Here is a 19,220-nt window from a genome sequence, read left to right as displayed (position 1 = left end):
ACCGGCGCCCCGCTACCGCCGTTCAATACGGCACCAGGTATCCACGATCCACCCGACCACCGCGAGCACCAGCGCCGCGGCGGTGAGAATCCCCCAGGCCCGCGCACTCGCCCGGGTAAAGGAGGTGGAGCCCAGCGCACTCATGATCGCGAGCACTCCCCCGGCACCGGCCAGGAGTGCCCCGCTGCGCAGCCCCGCTGCAGCCCCGGCCGCCACCCGCAGCGCGGCCAGGCGCGAAAGTGATTCGGCACGCCCGCGGCGCAGGCGCCGCACCCGCCAGCCGTACCAGAGCAGCACCGCGGCGATGAGGAGTAGCGGCAGACCGGCGAAGGCGGGCACCGCGACCGGTTGCGCGGCGAGGAGGCGCCGCAGCGCTTCACCCGCTAAGGCACCGGCCGCGCCCCACCCAAGGAAGGCTCGTAGATTACGCACAGCGGCCGCCCGTATCTAGGCCGACGCCGCCGCCGGCACCCGCGTGCTCGCTTAGCCGGGCGCGTTCCAGTTTTGCGGTGGCATCCGGATCGATTTCTTGCCAGGGTTCCATCACGAAGGCGCGGGTATGGGCACGCGGGTGGGGCAGGATGAGAAGCGGGTGGGTGCTGCGTACTCCTTCCACCCATTCGATATCGAGGTCGAGGGTGCGTGCTCCCCAGTGGATGCGGCGCTGGCGCCCGGCCCGCGCCTCAATAGCGCGGAGGGCTGCCAGCACCTCAAGGGGAGCCAGCTCGGTGCTTAGGCGCAGTACCGCGTTGAGGTAATCGGGTTGCGGCTCCTGCCCGGGGGCGAGCACGGGCGCGGTGGTATGGAATGAGGAGACCGCGTCAATATGGACGGGCAGCGCGGTTATCTGGGTGAGGGCAGTGCGTAGAGTTTCTTCGCGTTCCCCCAGGTTCGCGCCCATCCCGATCACCATCTCCCGCAGGGTTCCCCCGCGGGCAATATCGGCCAGGCGCCGCACGGTCACCCGGGCGTCCGCGAAGCGGCCCGGCACGGGGGCTTCGGGTTTGTGCACGGTAACTTCCACCGCCAGGGCCCCGCGCGCGAGGACCCGGCTGGCTACCCGCTCCCCCAGTGTTTCAAGCAAGCTCACGGGAGCACTTTCCCCGACCGTGCGGGCGTCCTCTGCCAGATCCGCGTAGGAGATGGTGGCCGCGAGGTCATCTGCGTGGCCTGCCGCGCTGGTGTCCACGAGGGCTGCGACGTCGAAAATAAAAGGGTGATCGGCTTCGCGTTCTTCCGCGTAGACGCCGTGCCGGGCGGATACTTCCACGCCGGTGATGCTCACGGTATCCAGGCAGCATCCGAGCATGGCGAGGGCATCGTGAATACGCGGGGGGAGTCCCATCATGACCGCGCGGCCTCCACAGCTCCCGCGTTTTCGGGGCGGGCCACTCCGGGTTGGGAGGTGGATACCAGCCCGCATTCGCGCAGTTTCGCCACGGTATCCACCGCGATCCGCGATGATGCTACGTCGTGGACCCGCACCGCCCACACGCCCTTTTCGGCGAAATAGGTGCTCAAGGCCGCGGTGGCGCCGTCTCGCCCGCTGGCAGGTAGGCCTTCCGGGGTGACTTCGGCGAGGAAGCGTTTGCGGGAAACTCCGATGAGGACCGGCATGCCGGCCCACAGGAATTCGTCAATATGGGCCGCCAAGTGCCAATCGTCGTCGCCCATTTTTGCGAAGCCGAAGCCCGGGTCGATGATGATCCGGGTGGGGGCAATTCCGGCAGCAACGGCGCCCGCCACGCGCTCAAGGACTTCCGTGCTGACTTCGCGGCCGATAGCGCGATAGCCGGCCAGGGAATTCATGGTTTGTGCGTCGCCGCGCCCGTGCTGGAGCACATAGTAGGCCCCGGATTCGGCCACGGTTTCCCACATGGAGCTGTCCCCACGCCCGCCGGTCACGTCGTTGATAATGCGGGCGCCGGCCGCGCAGGCTCGCGCCGCGGTTTCGGCGTGGTAGGTATCGACCGAGATGGGGATATGCGCGGCTAGTTCGCGTACCACCGGCCCGATGCGCTCCCATTCTTCCGCGGGGCTGAGGAGGGTGGCGCCCGGGCGGGTGGATTCCCCGCCGATGTCGATGATATCTGCCCCGGCGGCGATGAGTTCATGGCCGTGGGCGATGGCGGTATCGACCGTGGCCCAGCGCCCGCCGTCGGAAAAAGAATCGGGGGTGACGTTGAGGATTCCCATGACGCGGGTGCGGGGTCCCCCCAGGAGTTCCGGATCGCGCAGTGGCATAGGTGTTGGCATTTTAGGCTCCCCGTTCGATGAGACTCATGGCTTCGGCGCGGGTGCTTGGTTTGCGCAGCATGCCGCGCACCGCCGAGGTGACGGTACGCGAACCGGAATTGCGCACCCCGCGCATGGTCATGCACATATGTTCGGCTTCCACCACTACGAGCACTCCGGCCGCGCCCAAACGGTCACGCAGCGCATTGGCGATCTGGGTAGTGAGGCGCTCTTGCACCTGGGGGCGACGCGCGTAGCCTTCCACCAGCCGGGCAAGTTTGGATAGGCCGGTGACGTTCCCTTCCGCCCCGGGAATATAGACGATATGGGCCGCCCCAAAGAAGGGCAGCAGGTGATGTTCGCACATGGAATAGAAGGTGATATCCCGTACCACCACCATTTCGTGGAAGTCCTCCGCGAATTGGGCGTCGAGCACCGCGTCGGGATCCTTGCCCACCCCGGAAAAAATTTCGGTGCAGGCGCGGGCTACCCGCGCGGGAGTATCCACCAGGCCGGGGCGGTCCGGGTCCTCACCGATAGCGCTGAGGAGTTCCCGCACGGCCCGCTCCACCCGCGCGGTATCGACCTGCCGCGCGCCGGGGCGCTGCGTGTCCACACCCTGGCAATCCACCTGGCCGTTTCCCGCTGATTCCACTGCGCTCATGCATCCGTCCTTTCCGCGCTCACGCCCCGCATTTTCCGCGCTCATAACCACGAAAGTTTAGGCACCCTCATTTTCCGCGCCGTGCCGACCGCGCGGGCCGAGCGGCCCGGTGGCAGCATCGGGGAGTTCCGGGGCGGCAAGGCGCGAATCGGCTGCCGCTTCCGCCTCGGTTTTCCCTTCCGGGAGCGGGATGGGTGGGCGCTGCGAGACCGGGCGGTCCGGGGCGGAAAGCCACACTTCCCGCTCCGGGGCTTTGACAACGTCTTTGAAAATCTCCGCGAGTTCGTTTTCCAGCACGGTTTCCTTATCGAGGAGCACCGCGGCCAGGTGATCGAGGATATCCCGGTTTTCGGTGATGATCGTCCATGCTTCGGTGAGAGCCTGGTCGAGAAGGGCCCGCACGTTCTCATCCACGGTGGCAGCCAGGGAATCCGAGGTGCGCGAAGCCGCCCCGAAGCTCGCTTCTTCCTGGGCCGTGGGAGCCACCCGCACCGCCCCCACCGCGGTGGTCATCCCGTATTCGGTCACGATCTTGCGCGCGGTTTCGGTGGCTTTCTGGATGTCATTGGAGGCGCCGGTGGAGGGGTCGCGGAAAATGATTTCTTCCGCGGCACGCCCGCCCAGCGCGTAGGTGAGCTGGTCGAGGAGCTGGTTGCGGGTAACCGAATAGCGATCCTCGGTAGGCATAACCATCGTGTAACCCAGGGCCCGCCCGCGCGGCAAAATAGTTACCTTAGTGACCGGATCGGTGTAGCGCAGCGCCGCAGCCGCGAGCGCGTGCCCGCCTTCGTGATAGGCCGTCATGCGCCGGTCCTCCGGGCTCATCACCCGGCTGGAGCGCTGCGGGCCGGCCATCACGCGATCCGAGGCTTCATCCACATCCGCATTGGTGATGACGTGGGCGTGGCGGCGCGCCGCCAAGAGCGCTGCTTCGTTGAGGATATTGGCCAGATCCGCGCCCGTGAAACCGGGGGTGCGCTTGGCGACTCCGGCCAGGTCTACGTCGTCCGCGAGCGGCTTGCCGCGCGCGTGCACCCGCAAAATGGCTTCGCGCCCGCGAATATCTGGGGCATCTACCGCGACCTGCCGGTCGAAACGCCCGGGGCGCAGCAGCGCCGGGTCCAGCACATCCGGGCGGTTGGTGGCGGCAATAAGAACCACCGCTTCGTCAGTGGAGAAGCCGTCCATTTCCACGAGGAGCTGGTTGAGGGTTTGTTCCTGTTCGCCGTGGCTGAGGGCGCCGCTGCTGCGCCCGCGGCCCACCGCGTCAATTTCGTCCACAAAAATAATGGCCGGGGCTTTTTTCTTCGCGGTTTTGAAGAGTTCGCGCACGCGCGAGGCACCCATACCCACGTAAAGCTCCACGAATTCCGAGGCGGCGATGGAGAAGAACGGCACTTGCGCTTCCCCGGCGATGGCCTTAGCCAGCAGGGTTTTACCCGTTCCGGGCGGGCCGTAGAGCAGCACCCCGCGCGGGATGCGGGCCCCGAGGGCCTGGTAGCGGTCCGGGTTCTTGAGGAAGTCCACCACTTCCTTCACTTCTTCCACGGCTTCATCTTCCCCGGCCACGTCGGAGAAGCGCACTTCGGAGACTTCTCCGTCCGCATTGGCATCTTTCGCCCCGAAGCCGCGTCCCATTTGGCTGCGCATGAACCAGATGAACACCGCGAAGATGAGGATCATGGGCAGGAAGGTGAAGAGCATGGACACAAACACGTTCTGGGAGGGAACGATTGAGTTATGCCCACGCTCCGGATTGGCCCGTTCCACCAGGGAGGTGATGTGCTGGCCCTGCGGGTCAGCGTATTGGAAGGTGACCTTCTTCCCGGCGTCGTGCTTATCGCCGTCGCCGTCCATGGTTTTCGTTGGCTCGGTCAGCCACAGGCGCACCCGGTTGGTGCCGTCTGTGATCTGCACGCGTTGCACGGTGGTACCTTCCAGCAGCGCGATACCTTCCGAGGTGGAGATATTCGACCACTGCATGGCCATGAATTGGTTGGTCCCAATAAAAGCAAGAAGCGCCGCGATGACGATGCCGGAAATAACGCGCCAGCGCCGCCGGCTGGTGCGTTCTTCTTCGCTGAGCTTGTGGCCGGAGCCGGAGCCGGAGCCGCGGGATTTCTTATTCTTCCCGGCGCTGCCCGTACCGGTATCACTGCCCGAGTTCTCCGCCTGGGGCGGGTGGGCCCGGCGCGCCCGGCGCTTGCGCTCATACGCGCTGGGTTCGGTGCGGCTCGCTTCGCTACCGCGAGCCTCACTACCGCGAGCCTCACTACCGCGTGCCTCACCGCCACGAGCTTCGCTTCCGCCCGGCGCAGTGCCGCCCGGCGCGGTGCCGCCCGGTTCCGTACCGCGAGGTTCTTGCTGTTCGTCCACTTATCCTCCGTAAACGTGCGGGGCCAGGGTGCCCACAAAAGGCAGATGCCGGAATTGTTCGGCATAGTCGAGTCCGTACCCCACCACGAACTCATCGGGAATATCAAAGCCTAGATAGTCAACCTGAACGTCAACTTTAGCCGCCTCGGGTTTTCGCAGAATAGCCGCGATCCGCACCGATTGCGCCCCGCGATCCAGCAGGTTCTTCTTCAGCCACGCGAGGGTAAGGCCGGAATCGATAATATCTTCCACGATGAGGACGTGCCGGCCGGTCACATCAGCATCCAGGTCCTTCAAAATCCGCACCACGCCGGAGGATTTGGTACCCATCCCGTAGGAGGACACCGCCATCCAATCCATATTCAGCGGAGAGTGGATTTTCCGCACCAGATCCGCCATCACCATGACGGCGCCCTTGAGCACGCCCACCACGAGCAGATCACCATCGTAATCGGCGTCAATCTGGCGCGCCATATCCTCAAGCTTCGCTTGGATTTCCTCATTTGTGACGAGGATTTTTTCCAACTTATCACCCATATCGGTGTGGTCCATCACCATCTCCTTGAGCAGTTCCGCTGTGCATCTAAGCCTAACGCGCGAAGACGACAATATTATCGCGCCGAAGCGCTCGCGCCCCGGGCAGGTCGCAGTGGCGCACGCCGCCCGGCCCGGTCACCAGCGCGTCGAGGGCCTCGATATGCCCCGCGTTCACCTCCCCGCCACGCGCTCCAGCGCGCAGGGCAAGGGCACGCAGAATCCGGGTGCGTACGGCCGTGGGAAGTTCGCGCAGCGGCGCAATAGGTACGACGACGCCGCCAGCTGGCTCCCCCGACTCTGTCACCACACCGTGTTCTTCCCAGGTGGCTAGCTCCCGGGCCGCCCAACTATCGAGCGCCTCATTATCGCGGCGCAGCAGGTAGGCGGTGCGGGCCAGGGCTTCCACCGTGCCCGGCCCGAGCGCCTCTTGCAGGGCCGGCAGGGCGCCGGTGCGCAGCGCCGCGCGGGTGAGAGGCCCGCCGCCCGCCGCCCGCCACGGGCCATCGGGCTCATTGGACGGGTCATCCACCCAGGTAATGCCCTCCTCTTGCAGCGCGGCGCGAAGCGCCGCGCGCCGCAGCCCCAGCAGCGGGCGTAACGCAGTGATCTCCGGGTGGCCTGGCAGCGGACCCGCTTCCGGCATACCCGCCAGGGAACGCGCTCCCGAACCCCGGCCCAGGCCCAGAAGCACGGTTTCGGCCTGGTCGTCCGCGGTGTGGCCCAGCAGCACCGGGCCGCCCGCGCCAGCCGCTTCACCTGCCGCGCCTGCCGCCGCGGCCAGCGCCGCGTACCGGGCCGCCCGCGCCTGCCCTTCCGGGCTCGATCCATCGCCAAGGTCCACGCTGACCGTTGCGGCGTCGTCGTACCCCCACGAACGTAAGCGGCTCGCAACCTGCGCGGCTTCGCGCCCCGCCTCCGGGCGAATCCCGTGATTGACGGTCACCGCGCGCAGCAGGTAGCCGTCGCGGCGCGCCACGAAGAGCGCGATGCGGGCCAGCGCGAGGGAATCCGAACCGCCGGATACCGCCACCGTCAGGCGGGTTCCCGGCCCGTAACCGCAGCTCTTCAGCAGTGCACGCAGGCGGCACCGCCCGGCCGCATACGCGGGATGGGGTCCGGCCATTACAGCTCCGCCACCGCGGTGAGGAAAGCATCCTCGGCGGCCCGCACGTCCAACAACGAAACGTCGTGGTGGGAATCGGTGAGGATGGAGAAGGTCAGCAGCGCCCCCGAACGCGTGCGCAGCACCCCGCTGAGTGAAACCACATCGGCGAGGGTGCCGGTTTTCCCGCGGATCATCCCGGGCGCGGCGCCTTCGGTGAGGCGATCCGCGAGCGTGCCGTTGAGCGCGGCCACCGGCAGCCCCGCGCCCAGCGCCCCCACCGTGCCGTCCGCCAGATTCGCCAGATCCTCCAGGATCGCGAGCTGGAGCACGCAGGTGAGCCGATTCGTTTCACTCAGCCCGGAATTATCGGAAATCACCACGCCCTCCAGCGGGTAGCCGAGCTCCTCCAGAGCCGCGCGCGTGGCCCGCGCCGCCCCCGCAAAATCCGCGCTTTCCCCGCGCTCACGCGCCACCAGGTGCCCGAGGGTTTCGGCCAGGGTGTTATCCGATTCGGTGAGCATGCGGTCCACCAGCTCGCGCACGCTCGCCGAATGCACCGTGGCCAGCGGGTGGGCCGCCGCTTCCTTGGGTGCCTGCCCCGCACGCACCTCCGCCACCTCAACGCCGGCCCCGCGCAGCTGCTCAGCCAGGGCATTCCCGGCGTCGAGGGCGGGCGTAGCGCTGTAGTGGTAGCCCACCGCCCCGCCATTCACGGCAATCGGCGTGATGGGTGCCACGTAGTCGTGATTGATCGGGTCAAGGGTGGGCGCATACTCCGGCCCTGCGAAAAGAGAGGTATCTACGACGACGCTCACCGGGCCGCCCGGGTGCTCGCGCGCGTAGGTGGCGGCGGCCGCGGCCAATTCCGAAAGATCGCCGCGGGCAATGGTGCCCGGGACCTGGGTGGCGGCGGTATCGGGAGCCAGGAATACATCGCCCCCGCCGATGAGGTGAATGGTGGAGCCGGAAGCGGCCACGCTGGTAGCGAAGCGGCGGTCCGGGCCGAGGGTTTCCAGGGCCACCCGGGCGGTCACCAGTTTCATATTGGAGGCCGGTACCCGCGGGACTTTTGCGTCTTTGCTGGCGAGGACCCGCCCGGTGGCAGCCTCGCGAATTTCGTAGGATACCTGGCCCGTGGGGGCCAGGCGGGCGGCGAATTCCTGGCCGAGGGCGGCCACTTTGGCGGCGCTGGCATCCTCGAGTTCCGCGGGCGCGGGAGCAGCCGGAATGGTCACGGCCGGCACAGGGGTGGGATGCGGATACGGCGCGGCGGCATCGGCCCTAGGTCCCAGGGTGAGCAATCCGGGGGTAAGATCAAAGGCATCAGCGAATGCGTACCCGCCCGCAAGAAGGAGCACCAGGGACAAAGCGATCTGAGCTTTTCCTTTCACGGGCCTATTCTTGCACGGAACGCAGCTCGTATTCTTAGGTGTTCTTATGTGCCAGCCGTCAGCGAGGAGAGCTTCACATGATGGAATTCGATGTCACCATCGAAATCCCCAAGGGAAATCGAAATAAGTACGAAGTAGATCACGAAACCGGGCGGATTCGCCTGGACCGCATGCTTTTCACATCCACCCGGTACCCCGATGATTACGGATTTATTGATGACACCCTCGGTGAGGACGGCGATCCGCTGGACGCCCTGGTGCTGCTTGAAGAGCCCACGTTCCCGGGTTGTGTGATTCGGTGCCGCGCGCTGGGCATGTTCCGCATGCGTGATGAAAAGGGCGGCGACGATAAGGTGTTGTGCGTGCCGGCCTCGGATCAGCGGGCCTCCTGGCGTACCGAAATTGAGGATGTTTCGGAATTCCATCGCCTGGAAATCCAGCACTTCTTCGAGGTCTACAAGGATCTGGAGCCGGGCAAGTCCGTGGAAGGCGCCCACTGGGTGGGCCGCGAAGCCGCGGAGGAGGAAATCCGGGCTTCCTTCCAGCGGGCCATTGACGAAGGCTATTACACCGCACACGAAGCACAGCCGCCCAGCCAGCACTAAGCGGGCAGCCGGCCAACAGTAGGCGGGTAGCCGGGCCAATAACCCCAAATAGAAGCGCAAAAAGCGGGAGCTATGCAGATAATGCACAGCTCCCGCTTTTAGGTATCTTGCTGAGCTCCCGCTGAGCTCACACTGAGCTCACGCAGCGCAACCTAGTCAATAATCCGCACGTAGGTGGGACTACCCCAGATCGGGCCTTCGCGGGTGCCGCCTTCCGGATTGGTGGCGGCGATATGCATGCCGTTTCCGGTGTAGATTCCCACGTGCCCGGGCCACCACAGCAGGTCGCCGGGTTGGGCTTGGGAGGGGGAAATCTCGTAGCCGGCCGAGCGCTGCGCCCCGGAGGTACGCGGCAGGGAATACCCGAAGTGCCCGTATACATAGCGGGTGAAACCGGAGCAATCCCAGCCCGAGGGGGTATTGCCACCCCACACATAGGGCACGCCCACGAATTGCCGCGCGAAGCTGACAATCGCCCAGCCATCACCCGAAGGCGCCGGGGCCGGTTCGGGTTCCGGTTCAGGTTCGGGGGCCGGAGCGGGTGCGGGCGCCGGTTCCGGATCAGGTTCCGGTGCGGGAGCAGGGGCGGGTGCCGGCGCGGGGGCGGGCTGAGCTTCAGCCTGGCGCCGAGCCGCTTCTTCCGCGGCCGCCTGGCGGGCCGCGGCTTCCCGAGCCGCTGCCTCACGGGCGGCCTGCTCCTGGGCTGCCGCTTCGGCCGCGATGCGCTGGCGTTCAGCTTCGGCCTGGGCACGCGCCGCGGCTTCTTTCTGTTCTTGCTGGGCGCGTTCCAGTGCCGCCGTCGTACCCTTTTGCCGGGCGAGGGTTTCGAAAAGTTGGTCGCGTTGCGCTTCGATGGAGGCCAGTTGGCTATCCAATTGGGAGGCGGCCGAGCTGGCGTCCTTCGCGGCCCCCTCGGCGCGCGCGGCAATCGTGGCCTGCTCATTGGCCTTGCGATCCGCTTCGCCCTGGAGGGTATCGGCAATATCGCGGGCGGCCTGGTAGCGCTGCAGCTTCTGGTCGGTGGCGTGGCCCGCGGTGCGGAAGGCGCGCTGGCGGTCATCGGCATCGCGCAGGGATTGCGCCCCGAGCAGCGCGTTGGCGGCGGTGAGCGTGGTGGAAGAATCCCGGTACATCGCCGAGGAAATCGAGCCGAGTTCCCCGCGCGCCGCATCGGCTTCCGCCCGGGCACTATTGGCCACCACCTGGGCATCCATCGCGGTATTGACCGAATCTTCCAGGTTGCGCTGGGCGCGCTGGGCTTCGGCCGCCTTAATCACCACATCGGTACGCGCAGCTTCGGCCTGGGAGGCGAGCCCGGCCAGCGAAGCTTCAATCTGCCCGATACTTTGAGCTGTTTGCTTTTCCGCGGCCCGCGAGCGATCAATATCGCGATCAACGTTATCCGCGCGGGCACCGGGTAGCACTGAGAGAGCGAGGGCGCAGGCGGCCAGCACAGCCGTTAGGCGCCGAGAACGATTCTCCACACGACCTCCAGAGGGCGGGCTTTCCCGCGCCCCGGACGGGTGCGCGCAGACTGAGCCCACAATTCGATATAAACACTAAGAACATACCTCACACCAGTCCAAAACGAAACATCTGCCCCAAAATTTCACAGGTGTAATTCTGTTCTTTTTCGTCACACTGGCACCTCCGGTCACTTTTATAAGAATGTGATTCACGTCGTGAACTTGACGAATACCGCCCTCGCCTGCCTATGCTTGCATCATGTTCGTCATGCGAATGCCCAACTAGCGCACGTTCCGCGGCCCAGCCGCCCTAACGTGCGCTATCAGCCCTGCTGATTTTGGAAAAGAACACCAAGTAGAAAAATAAGCGGGCTGGTCAGAGCGCATTCGCCGCATCGCACAATTCCATTCCTGATATTCCACATTTCACACCTCTGGTTTATCCAGAATGGATATTGCTGCGCCTGAGAAAAAGAATATTTTCCTAGGTTTATGCCGGGGCGTTATCTGCCGCCCGCTCCCCATCACATTTTTGAAGGAGAGCACCATGTCAGAAAATCAGAATTCCCAGCACATCGCAGCTACCCCGGAGGCTTTGCACTTCGATACTCTTCAGGTGCATGCCGGCCAGGTCCTCGATTCCGATCACGGCGCCCGGGCGCTGCCGATTTTCCAGACCACGTCCTATGTATTCAAGGATAATGAGCAGGCTCGCGGGCGTTTCGCACTCACCGATCCGGGCATGATTTACACCCGCATCACCAACCCCACCCAGGGTGCTGTCGAAGAACGTATTTCCGCGCTGTACGGCGGCACGGGCGGGCTGCTCCTCGCTTCCGGTTCGGCTGCTATTTTCTACGCGGTCACGAATGTGGCGCAGGCCGGAGATAATATTGTGTCCTCCGATTCGCTCTACGGCGGGACCTACAACCAGTTCAAGCACGTACTCAAGAACTTCGGCATCGAGGCTCGTTTCGTGGAGAATCCTGCGGATCCGGCCAATTGGGAAGCCCTCATTGATGAGAACACCAAGGCCCTCTACGGCGAAACGATCCCGAACCCGAAGCAGGATATTCTCGATATTGAGGCGCTGGCCAAGCTCGCCCATTCCCACGATATTCCGCTCATTGTGGATAATACGATCGGCACTCCCGCCAATGTGAATCCCTTCGATTTCGGGGCGGACGTAGTGGTGGATTCAGCCACCAAGTTCCTGGGCGGGCACGGCACCTCCATTGCCGGTTCCGTGGTGGAACGCGCGGGCTTCAACTGGAAGAACGGCAAGTTCCCCGGTTTCCACGGGGTGGACGAGTCCTACCACGGCATCGTCTGGGGTGATCTTCCCGGCGCTCCTTTCACAACCCGTATCCGCGCTACCTTGCTGCGTGATACCGGCGCCGCCATTTCTCCCTTCAACGCCTTCCTGATCGGGCTGGGCCTGGAGACCCTTTCCCTGCGCATCGACCGCCATCTTTCCAATACCCGCGCAGTGGCGGAATTCTTGGCCGAGCACCCCGGGATTAACTCGGTGAACTGGGCTGGCCTGCCGGATAATCCCTATCACGAGCTGGCCGCCAAGTATGCCCCGAAGGGCCCCGGTTCGGTCTTCACGGTGGAAGTTGCGGGCGGATTTGAGAAGGCCGCGGCTTTCGTGGAGTCCCTCCATCTCTTCTCCAATCTCGCGAATATTGGGGATGCGAAGTCGCTGGTGGTGCACCCGGCTTCGACCACGCATTCGCAGCTGACCGCGGAAGAGCTGGCAGCCAATGGTATTAGCCCGGCCACCGTGCGCCTGTCCATCGGTATTGAAGATCCGCGCGATCTTATTGCCGATATTCGCCAGGGCCTCGAGTCCATCGCCTAGAGCTAGAAGATCAAGGATTATCATGACGCCCAGCCCCCAGTTCCTCGTGGGACACGCTCCCCTAGACCCGGTCACCGATGCCGAACCTATCGGTGATTTCGATACCGGCTACACCCCCGCACCCCGCCTGACCGAGCGCCCTACCGGCGCCTGGCTGGAAGGGGATGACCCGGGTGAGCGCCGCTTCGCGGATCTTGGCCCCCTGGAACTGGAGCTGGGCGGCCGCCTGCCGCAGGTTCGGCTCGCCTACGAAACGTGGGGGCAGCTCAACGCGGACCGCTCCAATGCGGTGCTGCTGTGCCACGCGCTCACCGGGGATTCCCATGCCGCGGCGCGCGATGGGCAGAGCGGCTGGTGGAAAGATATTGTGGGCCCGGGCCTGGCCATTGATACTGATCGGTATTACGTGGTGTGCCCGAATGTGTTGGGTGGTTGCCAGGGAAGTACCGGTCCGGCTTCCCCGGCTCCCGATGGCCAGCCCTGGGGCCCGCGCTTCCCGGAAATTACCATGCGGGATATGGCCGCGGCGGAGGCCCGACTCGCCGATCTGCTCGGGGTGGAGCGCTGGGCCCTGGTGGCAGGGGCCTCCTTCGGCGGCTGCCGCACCATGGAATGGGCGGCTTCTTTCCCGGAGCGGGTGGGTGCTTTTGCGGTGCTCGTGGCGGGCCCGGCCAGCACCGCGGAACATATTGCTTATGCCCATCTACAGAATTTGGCGATTCGCCTGGATCCGCGCTGGCGCGGCGGGCATTATTACGATGCCGAGCCCGATGAGAGCGGGGTGAGCGGCCCGGATGCCGGGCTCGGCCTCGCCCGTGAAATAGCGCATTTAACTTATCGCTGCGCCCCGGAGTTGGCGGCGCGTTTCGGGCGCACCCCGCAGGAGGGTGAAGATCCGCTGCGCGGGGGTCGTTACGCGGTCCAATCTTATTTGGATTATCACGGCGCGAAATTGGTGGCGCGTTTCGATGCGAATTCCTACCTGACGATCAGCCAGGCATTTATTACTCACGATATTGGGCGCGGGCGGGGTGGCACCGCGCAGGTGGTGGCGGGGCTGAAGCAGCCGGCGCTCGTCGTCGCCGTTGATTCGGATCGGCTTTTTTATCCGCAGCATATGGCGGAATTGGCCGCGGCTTTGCCCGGGGCGCGCCCGCTCCAGACCGTGCATTCCGCGCACGGCCACGATGGTTTCCTTATCGAAAATAATGAGGTTTCCGCGATTATTGCGGATTTCCTCGCCGAGGTTGCGCCCGCGAAAATCGCGCCGGTTGCAACCGCCCGGGAGGGCGCTACCCTTTAGCCACCGCGCCGCCCGCCACTCGGCCCGTTACTCGCCGAATTGCGACCAGTCTTCGCCGAGCACGGTGCCGCGCGCGTCGATCATCACGTGCCCGGCTTTGCCGCCGGCGTGCAACCACCCCGTGTAGATGAGGTCTTCGGGCGCGGGGCAGGTGCCTTCGCATTCGGGCAGCTCGGCGGCCGCGGATTTGACTCGCACGAATACTTCCGCGCTTTCCAGCTGCTCGGCGGTCAATCCGATCTGAGCGGCGCGTTCGCGCACGAGGGTGGTGGCGCGGGTGAAGAGCGCGGCTTCGAGCTGGGTGTAGTCGAAGGTGGGGATGCGTTCGAAACGGAAGGGCCGCGAGGCCGCGAAGCCGTAGGGCGTGGTATCGCGCGGAAGCGCCCAGGAGTAGGTGACCGCGGCGTTATTGTGTTCGCCCACGGGAACGTCAATTTCGAGGCGGCGTTCGCGCACGAGGGCCCGGAACGCTTGCGTGGTCCCGGCTTCTTTTTCAATATCGACGACGGCGACACTCAGGTCTTCAGCCCCGCCCGTGAAATAGGAGCGCAGTGGGCCGCCGCCCCAGTCTTTGATTTGGGTGGTGACGATGCGGACGGCTTGGGGTGGGTTGAGGAGGGTGGGCAGGAGGGTGCCGCCCAGGAATAATGCGATGCCCGTGAGCGTGGCGGTGAGGGGGCGGAGTGGGTGGTCGTGCGCGGCGGCGGTGTGGAGGTAGCGGTAGCGTAAATAAATAATGCCGCCCAGCACGGTAAGGGTACCGATCACGATGAGGGCGATGTAGAGGGTGCCGTGCCAGTCGTTCATCCAGAGCAGGGCGAGGGCCCCGAGGATGAGTCCGAAACCGAGCGCGGGGAGCAGCCGGGTGGCTGTTTCCCGCAAGCCGGGCTGGCTTTGTGTTGTGGACACGTGCGGCTCCTCCCTATGTGATGGGCTGTTAGGGGGATTCTACAAAATTCCCCATCCAAAATAACTAATAATTTTATATAACGAAAACCCAAATAGCGAATGCATTTCGCTATTAGCTCAAAAAGACGTAGTTCCCTTGAGGCTGGCGTGCCCGTAGAATCCTAAGTGGGGAAAGATTCCAGCTCTCCCCACCGCGCAACGGAGCGCACGCTACCCAGCCGGGCAAATTCGCTTCATTGGGTGGTAACAACCGAGACGGAGGTTCCATCATGAAACGGAAAACAACAACCCCCAACCGCTCATGAAGTCCCTCGAATCTCGGAGATCATTCTCGGCCCTGCTCATTGCGGCCTTATTGAGCGTCATCGCGGTTTTTTCACTGGCTTCCATAGGTGTTGAGCTCCCGTACCGGAACAAGGTTGTGCAGAAGAGTGGACTTTTATACACCGAAGATAAGTCACAAGCATCTCTCGCCTATCGGCCTGATCATGCGTTCATCGATTCTCACCTTATGAGCGTCCTCTATGTGGAACCCTTAAGGCCAGAGATTCCACCACCCCTGGGGCTTGATACTTGGCCCACAGCGGGGAACACGGCAGTTAATCGTTCTGCTCTCCCCTACCGCGATCTTATTGAGAGCCAATTCGGCCCCATAACAGCAATTATTGACGACTCTGCAACCCTTGAGGGCGAACTACTGGTTATCAGTCGCCCCGCAAACACCGAAGCTTTGCCTGAGCTTGCCCGGGCAGGATCTCAAGCATCGCTCTCCCCGGGATTCACCACAGATCCAAACAATGCGCCCGGTTTCCGTTTCAGCATTGTGATGTACGAGGACTGGGCCAAAAACCTTCTCCCCCTCGCGCTAATTGTTATCGTCCTACCCATTTTCCTCTACATCCTGGCCTGCCGTAAGAATTTTCAGAGCAGCATTGCGCAGGAGCAATTCATTCTTCAATGCGTGGGGGCGCGGCGCAGTCACCTCATTCGGCACGCCAGTACCCGAGTCATTCCGCCAGTATTACTCGGTGGACTAGCGGGCAGCGCCGCGGTCACCATTCTCATGAGCGGTGTTATTCGCCTGCCTTTCACCGGATTCCACTTCCACCCACAGGCATTTCTCCCCCAGCTAGGCTGGATCATCCTCGCCTTGCTAGTCACACTCGCTGCGCTCGCGCTGTTTTTCGCCTGGCCCCGCCTCACACTTTCGATGCGCCCAGCTCGGCAAAAAAGGAAGCATCCTCGGCTTGGCCTAGCTCTCTTCACTATCGGGATTCTCTTGGCAGCAGGATTCCAATGGTATCTCTGGTGGATTCCCTTGGACATTGCTTCTGCCGCCATTCCTATAGGTATTATTCTGGTCCTGCTCGGCCTGCCGGCAACCTTCACGCTGCTTACCCGTGCCGCGGCAAGCCTCGCCACCAGATCCCGCCGGGATCACCTCACTGATCTCACCACCCGCTGGGTTATGCGCCATCCCGAGGTAGCTTCCCGCTCCGGCACCCTCGCGGGCTGTTTCCTCATTATCGGAACCCTGCTAATCGCTTGCTTCAACGCGGTCGCGGATACCGATAAGGAGATGCCGCCACTTCCTGAGAACCTCAGTGCAGTTTATTCTTCCCTTGTGTGCCGCCCCAATACTCCGGGCTGCCTCGAAAATGCCGCTGCTCAGATTCACGCGGCCCGTCCGGATGCCGCCATTATCGCCGCCGGCAACGGAATCGGAGTGGTCCCGCTAGAAGCCGGGCAGGTTGCTCCAGAAAATCTAGAGCTGGTGCTCTCCGATTACCTTGCCCCGTTATATGGCGCACCGAAGAAAGATCTCCCCGAAAACCTAAACCGCGGCGGGCTCGTCACCCTCATCGAATCAGATGGCCCAGATTCTGGAGAAAAGCTCCTCAGCCAAATCCACAGCTTGGACCTGGGCAGCCCGATCCCCGCGCTATCCGCACCGCTAGGTGAAGATAGCCGCGGACTGGCACAAATCTACCGCCAGCATTCCACCTGGCTCAGCCTCTTTACCACCTTCGCTTTCATCTGCGGGCTGCTGGTGGTGTGGCTGAATTTCTCCCGGGAAGCCGAAGCCCAGGCACGCGACGCCGCCGCTATCACGGCACTCACCGGGCAAACCCGCACGGTTGCCCGCATCCTCGCCCGGCGCACCCTCGCCACCAATATCGTGACCGGTATCGCCGCCCTCGCGGTCGGCACCTTCCTGGCACGCCAATTCTTACTGCCCGGAACCGGATTTATCCCCTGGGAGTTCATCCTCACCATCGCCGCGATCTACGGCTGTTTCATCGCCGCGCAATCCATTCTTGTGTATCGCCGGCTAACCGCACGGGCCCGCGCGTGGCGCCCGGGAAAGGATCACCATGAGTATTCTGCACTGTGACAACCTCGTCTGCGGCTACACCCACCCGCTGTTCAGCCCCATCACGTTCACCCTCAACGGCGGGGACACCCTCACCGTCATGGGCCGCTCCGGCGTGGGGAAAACAACCCTCCTCACCACGATTCTGGGAATGCATAAACCCATCTCCGGCACCATCGAGGTGAACGACACCAATATTCACCACCTCCCCTTCAACCGCCTCGCGCGCCTGCGTTCCACAACCATCGGCACCGTTTTCCAGCACGGCGAACTCATAGCCGGATACACCGCCCTCGATAACGTGATGCTTCCGCGCCTGCTGTGGAACCGTCATGATGGCGACGTCGCCACAGAGGCCAGCGAGCTCCTCGGCACCCTAGGTGTCCTCCCCCAAACGATGGCTGAAAACCTCTCCGGCGGGGAACGCCAGCGGGTAGCGCTGGCCCGGGCGCTCATTAATCACCCGCGCCTGCTGGTGGCTGATGAACCGACCGGAGCGCTGGATACCGAGCTGCGCGATGAAGTCCTCAGCCTCATCCTCGATACCGTGCGCGAACGCGATTGCGCCCTGCTGCTCGTCACCCACGACCCAAGCATCGCCGCCCGCACCGACCGCACCCTCGTCCTCCAGCCGATCCTCCCGCCGAACGCCCAGCTAGAGGGCGCCCAACCGGAAGCGGCACGTGCTACCGCTGCCGCGGGGTAATTGGGCGTGATAGGTTGTCCCTGAGAACACCGGGGCTCTCATCACTTTCCTCGAGATTGCGAAGAATCATGAAACTCAACCGTGTTCTTGCGATTATTATCCTCATCGGAATCGCGATTGTTATCGGGACGATTCTCTACGCCTCCCAGCTTTACTGGCCCAAGGTTGCCGATGAATACCCTTCAACGCGGTCCGATCTGATCGCCCTGGTTTTCTTCGGAGGATTCCTCCTGCTTCCGCTGCTCGCCTCGGCGCTGTGGGCAACGATGCCACAAACATCCACGGCAAAGAAAGCACTCGGCGCAATCGGATGCATGGTTCTCGCAATCGTAGGCTTCGTGATTTTCCGGTGGGGGCCGGAATGGATGGATACGCTGCGCGGCTATACCGATTTCCCGGTGTTCTACCGCAGCGTCAATACGATCCCGGAAACAGCTATTGCCCTGGCCCCATTCCTCCTGGTCACACTGGTGACCGCGATCCTGACCTTGCGGAAAACCCGAAAGACCCGAAGAACACCACGCGGGCGGTAAAATCGAGGAAAAGCCGAAAGGATGAACGTGACTCGAGCCGCCGCACCCCACCACCCCGCGCTCGCGTGGGAACCCGACCTCCTCGGCGCCGGTTACGAACGCCTCACCCTTCCTCTTCCCGACGACGACGAAGGCGCCGTCATCGCCACCCTTATCCGCGCACTGCCACCTGCGGGCGCGCCTACCCCGAGCTTCGCTTTCCTCGCCATTCACGGCTGGAATGACATGTTCTACCAGTGGGCCCTTGCCGAAGCGGTCACAGCTGCCGGCGGGGCTTTCTACGCAATCGACCTGCGTAAATATGGCCGCTCCTGGGATCCGCAGCGGCAAAGCTACGGCTACACGGACAGCATGCGGGTGTATTTTGCCGATATTGATGCGGCCCTGGCCGCCATGCGAACCGACCTCCCCGCGCGCTTCGGCCCCGCCGCAGCCCAGCTCCCCACCATCCTGTACGGGCATTCCACCGGCGGCCTCACCGCCACCCTCTACGCCGGCTCACGCCGCGGGAAAGATCTAGCTGGCCTGGTGCTTAATTCACCGTGGTTGGATTTGCAGGTGGGCGCGGCCGGGAGCGCCGTCGTCGTACCTGTGGCGGAGCTGGCGGCGCGTACCGCACCGAAAAAACCGCTGCCCGTACACGACCCCGGCTTTTACGGGATGGTGCTCGACGCGTGGCGTCCGGAAGGAATGACGCGGGTGCCCGGAGCACCGGAAGGCACCAGCGATCCGTTTTGGACCACCGGGTGGACTCCGGCCTGGGATATGCGCCCGGATCCGGCGCCGATTCGCGGCGGCTGGCTGCACGCGGTTATCCGGGCGCAGCGCTACGTGGCGCGGAATGTGCGGCTGCGGCTGCCGGTGCTCATGCTCACCGCGGCGCGCAGCATCGTGGCCACGGCGTGGAGCGAGGAGCTGCGCGGGGCCGATACTGTTTTGGACGTCGAGCAGATGTGGGCCCGGGCCGCGGAAATTGCCAGCGATGTGCATATCCTGAAATTGGATCATGCCGTGCATGACGTGCTGCTCTCCCGCGCGCCGGTACGCGAAGCCGGATTCGCGGAGATTCGGGAGTTTTGCCAGCGGCAGGTGCGGCGGGCGCAGCGGGCGCGCTAAAGGCAGCATAAGAAAAGGGGAGGCTCCGGGAATTCC

Annotated in this window: 17 protein-coding genes; 7 read left to right on the top strand and 10 right to left on the bottom strand. The window is 64.0% G+C overall.

Going from position 1 to position 19,220, the window contains the following annotated elements; genetic code table 11:
• Positions 1 to 12: 12 nt before the first annotated feature.
• From CYJ17_RS03660 to dacB, 8 genes are read right to left on the bottom strand one after another with little or no spacing between them, the layout of a single operon-like run.
• Positions 13 to 432, bottom strand: coding sequence for a DUF3180 family protein (locus tag CYJ17_RS03660; protein WP_087069941.1), 420 nt, complete (start codon positions 430 to 432; stop codon positions 13 to 15).
• Positions 425 to 1,348 (bottom strand): 2-amino-4-hydroxy-6-hydroxymethyldihydropteridine diphosphokinase, encoded by a 924-nt coding sequence (gene folK, locus CYJ17_RS03655; protein WP_087069942.1) that lies wholly within the window; start codon positions 1,346 to 1,348, stop codon positions 425 to 427. The genes CYJ17_RS03660 and folK overlap by 8 nt, the downstream gene beginning before the upstream one ends.
• A complete protein-coding gene (folP, locus tag CYJ17_RS03650; protein ID WP_087069943.1) occupies positions 1,345 to 2,256 on the bottom strand; it encodes a dihydropteroate synthase in 912 nt (303 codons plus the stop codon). Before folP ends, folK begins: the two co-directional genes overlap by 4 nt.
• A 1-nt stretch (position 2,257) precedes the next feature.
• Positions 2,258 to 2,899, bottom strand: coding sequence for a GTP cyclohydrolase I FolE (folE, locus tag CYJ17_RS03645; RefSeq protein ID WP_180948657.1), 642 nt, complete (start codon positions 2,897 to 2,899; stop codon positions 2,258 to 2,260).
• Between the two features lie 57 nt (positions 2,900 to 2,956).
• Complete coding sequence (gene ftsH / locus CYJ17_RS03640) at positions 2,957 to 5,275, bottom strand: ATP-dependent zinc metalloprotease FtsH (RefSeq protein WP_101595281.1); 2,319 nt, start codon at positions 5,273 to 5,275, stop codon at positions 2,957 to 2,959.
• The gene (hpt, locus tag CYJ17_RS03635; protein WP_016441812.1) at positions 5,276 to 5,827 is read right to left on the bottom strand and encodes a hypoxanthine phosphoribosyltransferase; all 552 of its coding nucleotides are present in this window, start codon (positions 5,825 to 5,827) and stop codon (positions 5,276 to 5,278) included. It lies immediately after the preceding gene.
• Between the two features lie 37 nt (positions 5,828 to 5,864).
• A complete protein-coding gene (tilS, locus tag CYJ17_RS03630) occupies positions 5,865 to 6,935 on the bottom strand; it encodes a tRNA lysidine(34) synthetase TilS (RefSeq protein WP_101595278.1) in 1,071 nt (356 codons plus the stop codon).
• Entirely contained in the window at positions 6,935 to 8,308 is a 1,374-nt protein-coding gene (gene dacB / locus CYJ17_RS03625) for a D-alanyl-D-alanine carboxypeptidase/D-alanyl-D-alanine endopeptidase (RefSeq protein WP_101595274.1), read from the bottom strand. Before dacB ends, tilS begins: the two co-directional genes overlap by 1 nt.
• 80 nt (positions 8,309 to 8,388) lie before the next feature.
• Between dacB and CYJ17_RS03620 the strand changes: the two genes are divergently transcribed.
• Positions 8,389 to 8,913 (top strand): inorganic diphosphatase, encoded by a 525-nt coding sequence (locus tag CYJ17_RS03620; protein WP_026428653.1) that lies wholly within the window; start codon positions 8,389 to 8,391, stop codon positions 8,911 to 8,913.
• Between the two features lie 152 nt (positions 8,914 to 9,065).
• Here the strand turns inward: CYJ17_RS03620 and CYJ17_RS03615 are convergent, their stop codons facing one another.
• A complete protein-coding gene (locus CYJ17_RS03615) occupies positions 9,066 to 10,397 on the bottom strand; it encodes a C40 family peptidase (protein WP_087069946.1) in 1,332 nt (443 codons plus the stop codon).
• A gap of 529 nt (positions 10,398 to 10,926) precedes the next feature.
• On the opposite strand from CYJ17_RS03615, the gene CYJ17_RS03610 reads away from it, so the two are divergent.
• A complete protein-coding gene (locus tag CYJ17_RS03610; RefSeq protein ID WP_087069947.1) occupies positions 10,927 to 12,243 on the top strand; it encodes an O-acetylhomoserine aminocarboxypropyltransferase/cysteine synthase family protein in 1,317 nt (438 codons plus the stop codon).
• A 22-nt stretch (positions 12,244 to 12,265) separates the two neighbouring features.
• Positions 12,266 to 13,546, top strand: coding sequence for a homoserine O-acetyltransferase MetX (metX, locus tag CYJ17_RS03605; RefSeq protein WP_087069948.1), 1,281 nt, complete (start codon positions 12,266 to 12,268; stop codon positions 13,544 to 13,546).
• 27 nt (positions 13,547 to 13,573) lie between these two features.
• Here the strand turns inward: metX and CYJ17_RS03600 are convergent, their stop codons facing one another.
• Complete coding sequence (locus CYJ17_RS03600; protein ID WP_087069949.1) at positions 13,574 to 14,455, bottom strand: hypothetical protein; 882 nt, start codon at positions 14,453 to 14,455, stop codon at positions 13,574 to 13,576.
• Between the two features lie 1,318 nt (positions 14,456 to 15,773).
• Here CYJ17_RS03600 and CYJ17_RS03595 point away from each other — a divergent pair.
• From CYJ17_RS03595 to CYJ17_RS03580, 4 genes are all read left to right on the top strand, one after another.
• A complete protein-coding gene (locus CYJ17_RS03595; protein WP_145989735.1) occupies positions 15,774 to 16,850 on the top strand; it encodes a hypothetical protein in 1,077 nt (358 codons plus the stop codon).
• Positions 16,831 to 17,535, top strand: a complete 705-nt coding sequence (locus CYJ17_RS03590; protein ID WP_087069951.1) for an ABC transporter ATP-binding protein — start codon at positions 16,831 to 16,833, stop codon at positions 17,533 to 17,535. The genes CYJ17_RS03595 and CYJ17_RS03590 overlap by 20 nt, the downstream gene beginning before the upstream one ends.
• Before the next feature lie 68 nt (positions 17,536 to 17,603).
• Complete coding sequence (locus CYJ17_RS03585; RefSeq protein WP_087069952.1) at positions 17,604 to 18,068, top strand: hypothetical protein; 465 nt, start codon at positions 17,604 to 17,606, stop codon at positions 18,066 to 18,068.
• 21 nt (positions 18,069 to 18,089) lie between these two features.
• The gene (locus CYJ17_RS03580) at positions 18,090 to 19,184 is read left to right on the top strand and encodes an alpha/beta fold hydrolase (RefSeq protein WP_234984410.1); all 1,095 of its coding nucleotides are present in this window, start codon (positions 18,090 to 18,092) and stop codon (positions 19,182 to 19,184) included.
• The last annotated feature ends 36 nt before the right edge of the window (positions 19,185 to 19,220 follow it).

The sequence above is a fragment of the Actinotignum timonense genome, from assembly GCF_002860685.3.
Taxonomy (GTDB): Bacteria; Actinomycetota; Actinomycetes; order Actinomycetales; family Actinomycetaceae; genus Actinotignum; species Actinotignum timonense.
Note: the sequence above shows the minus strand (reverse complement) of the source record. Positions and strands in the feature narration are given on the sequence as shown.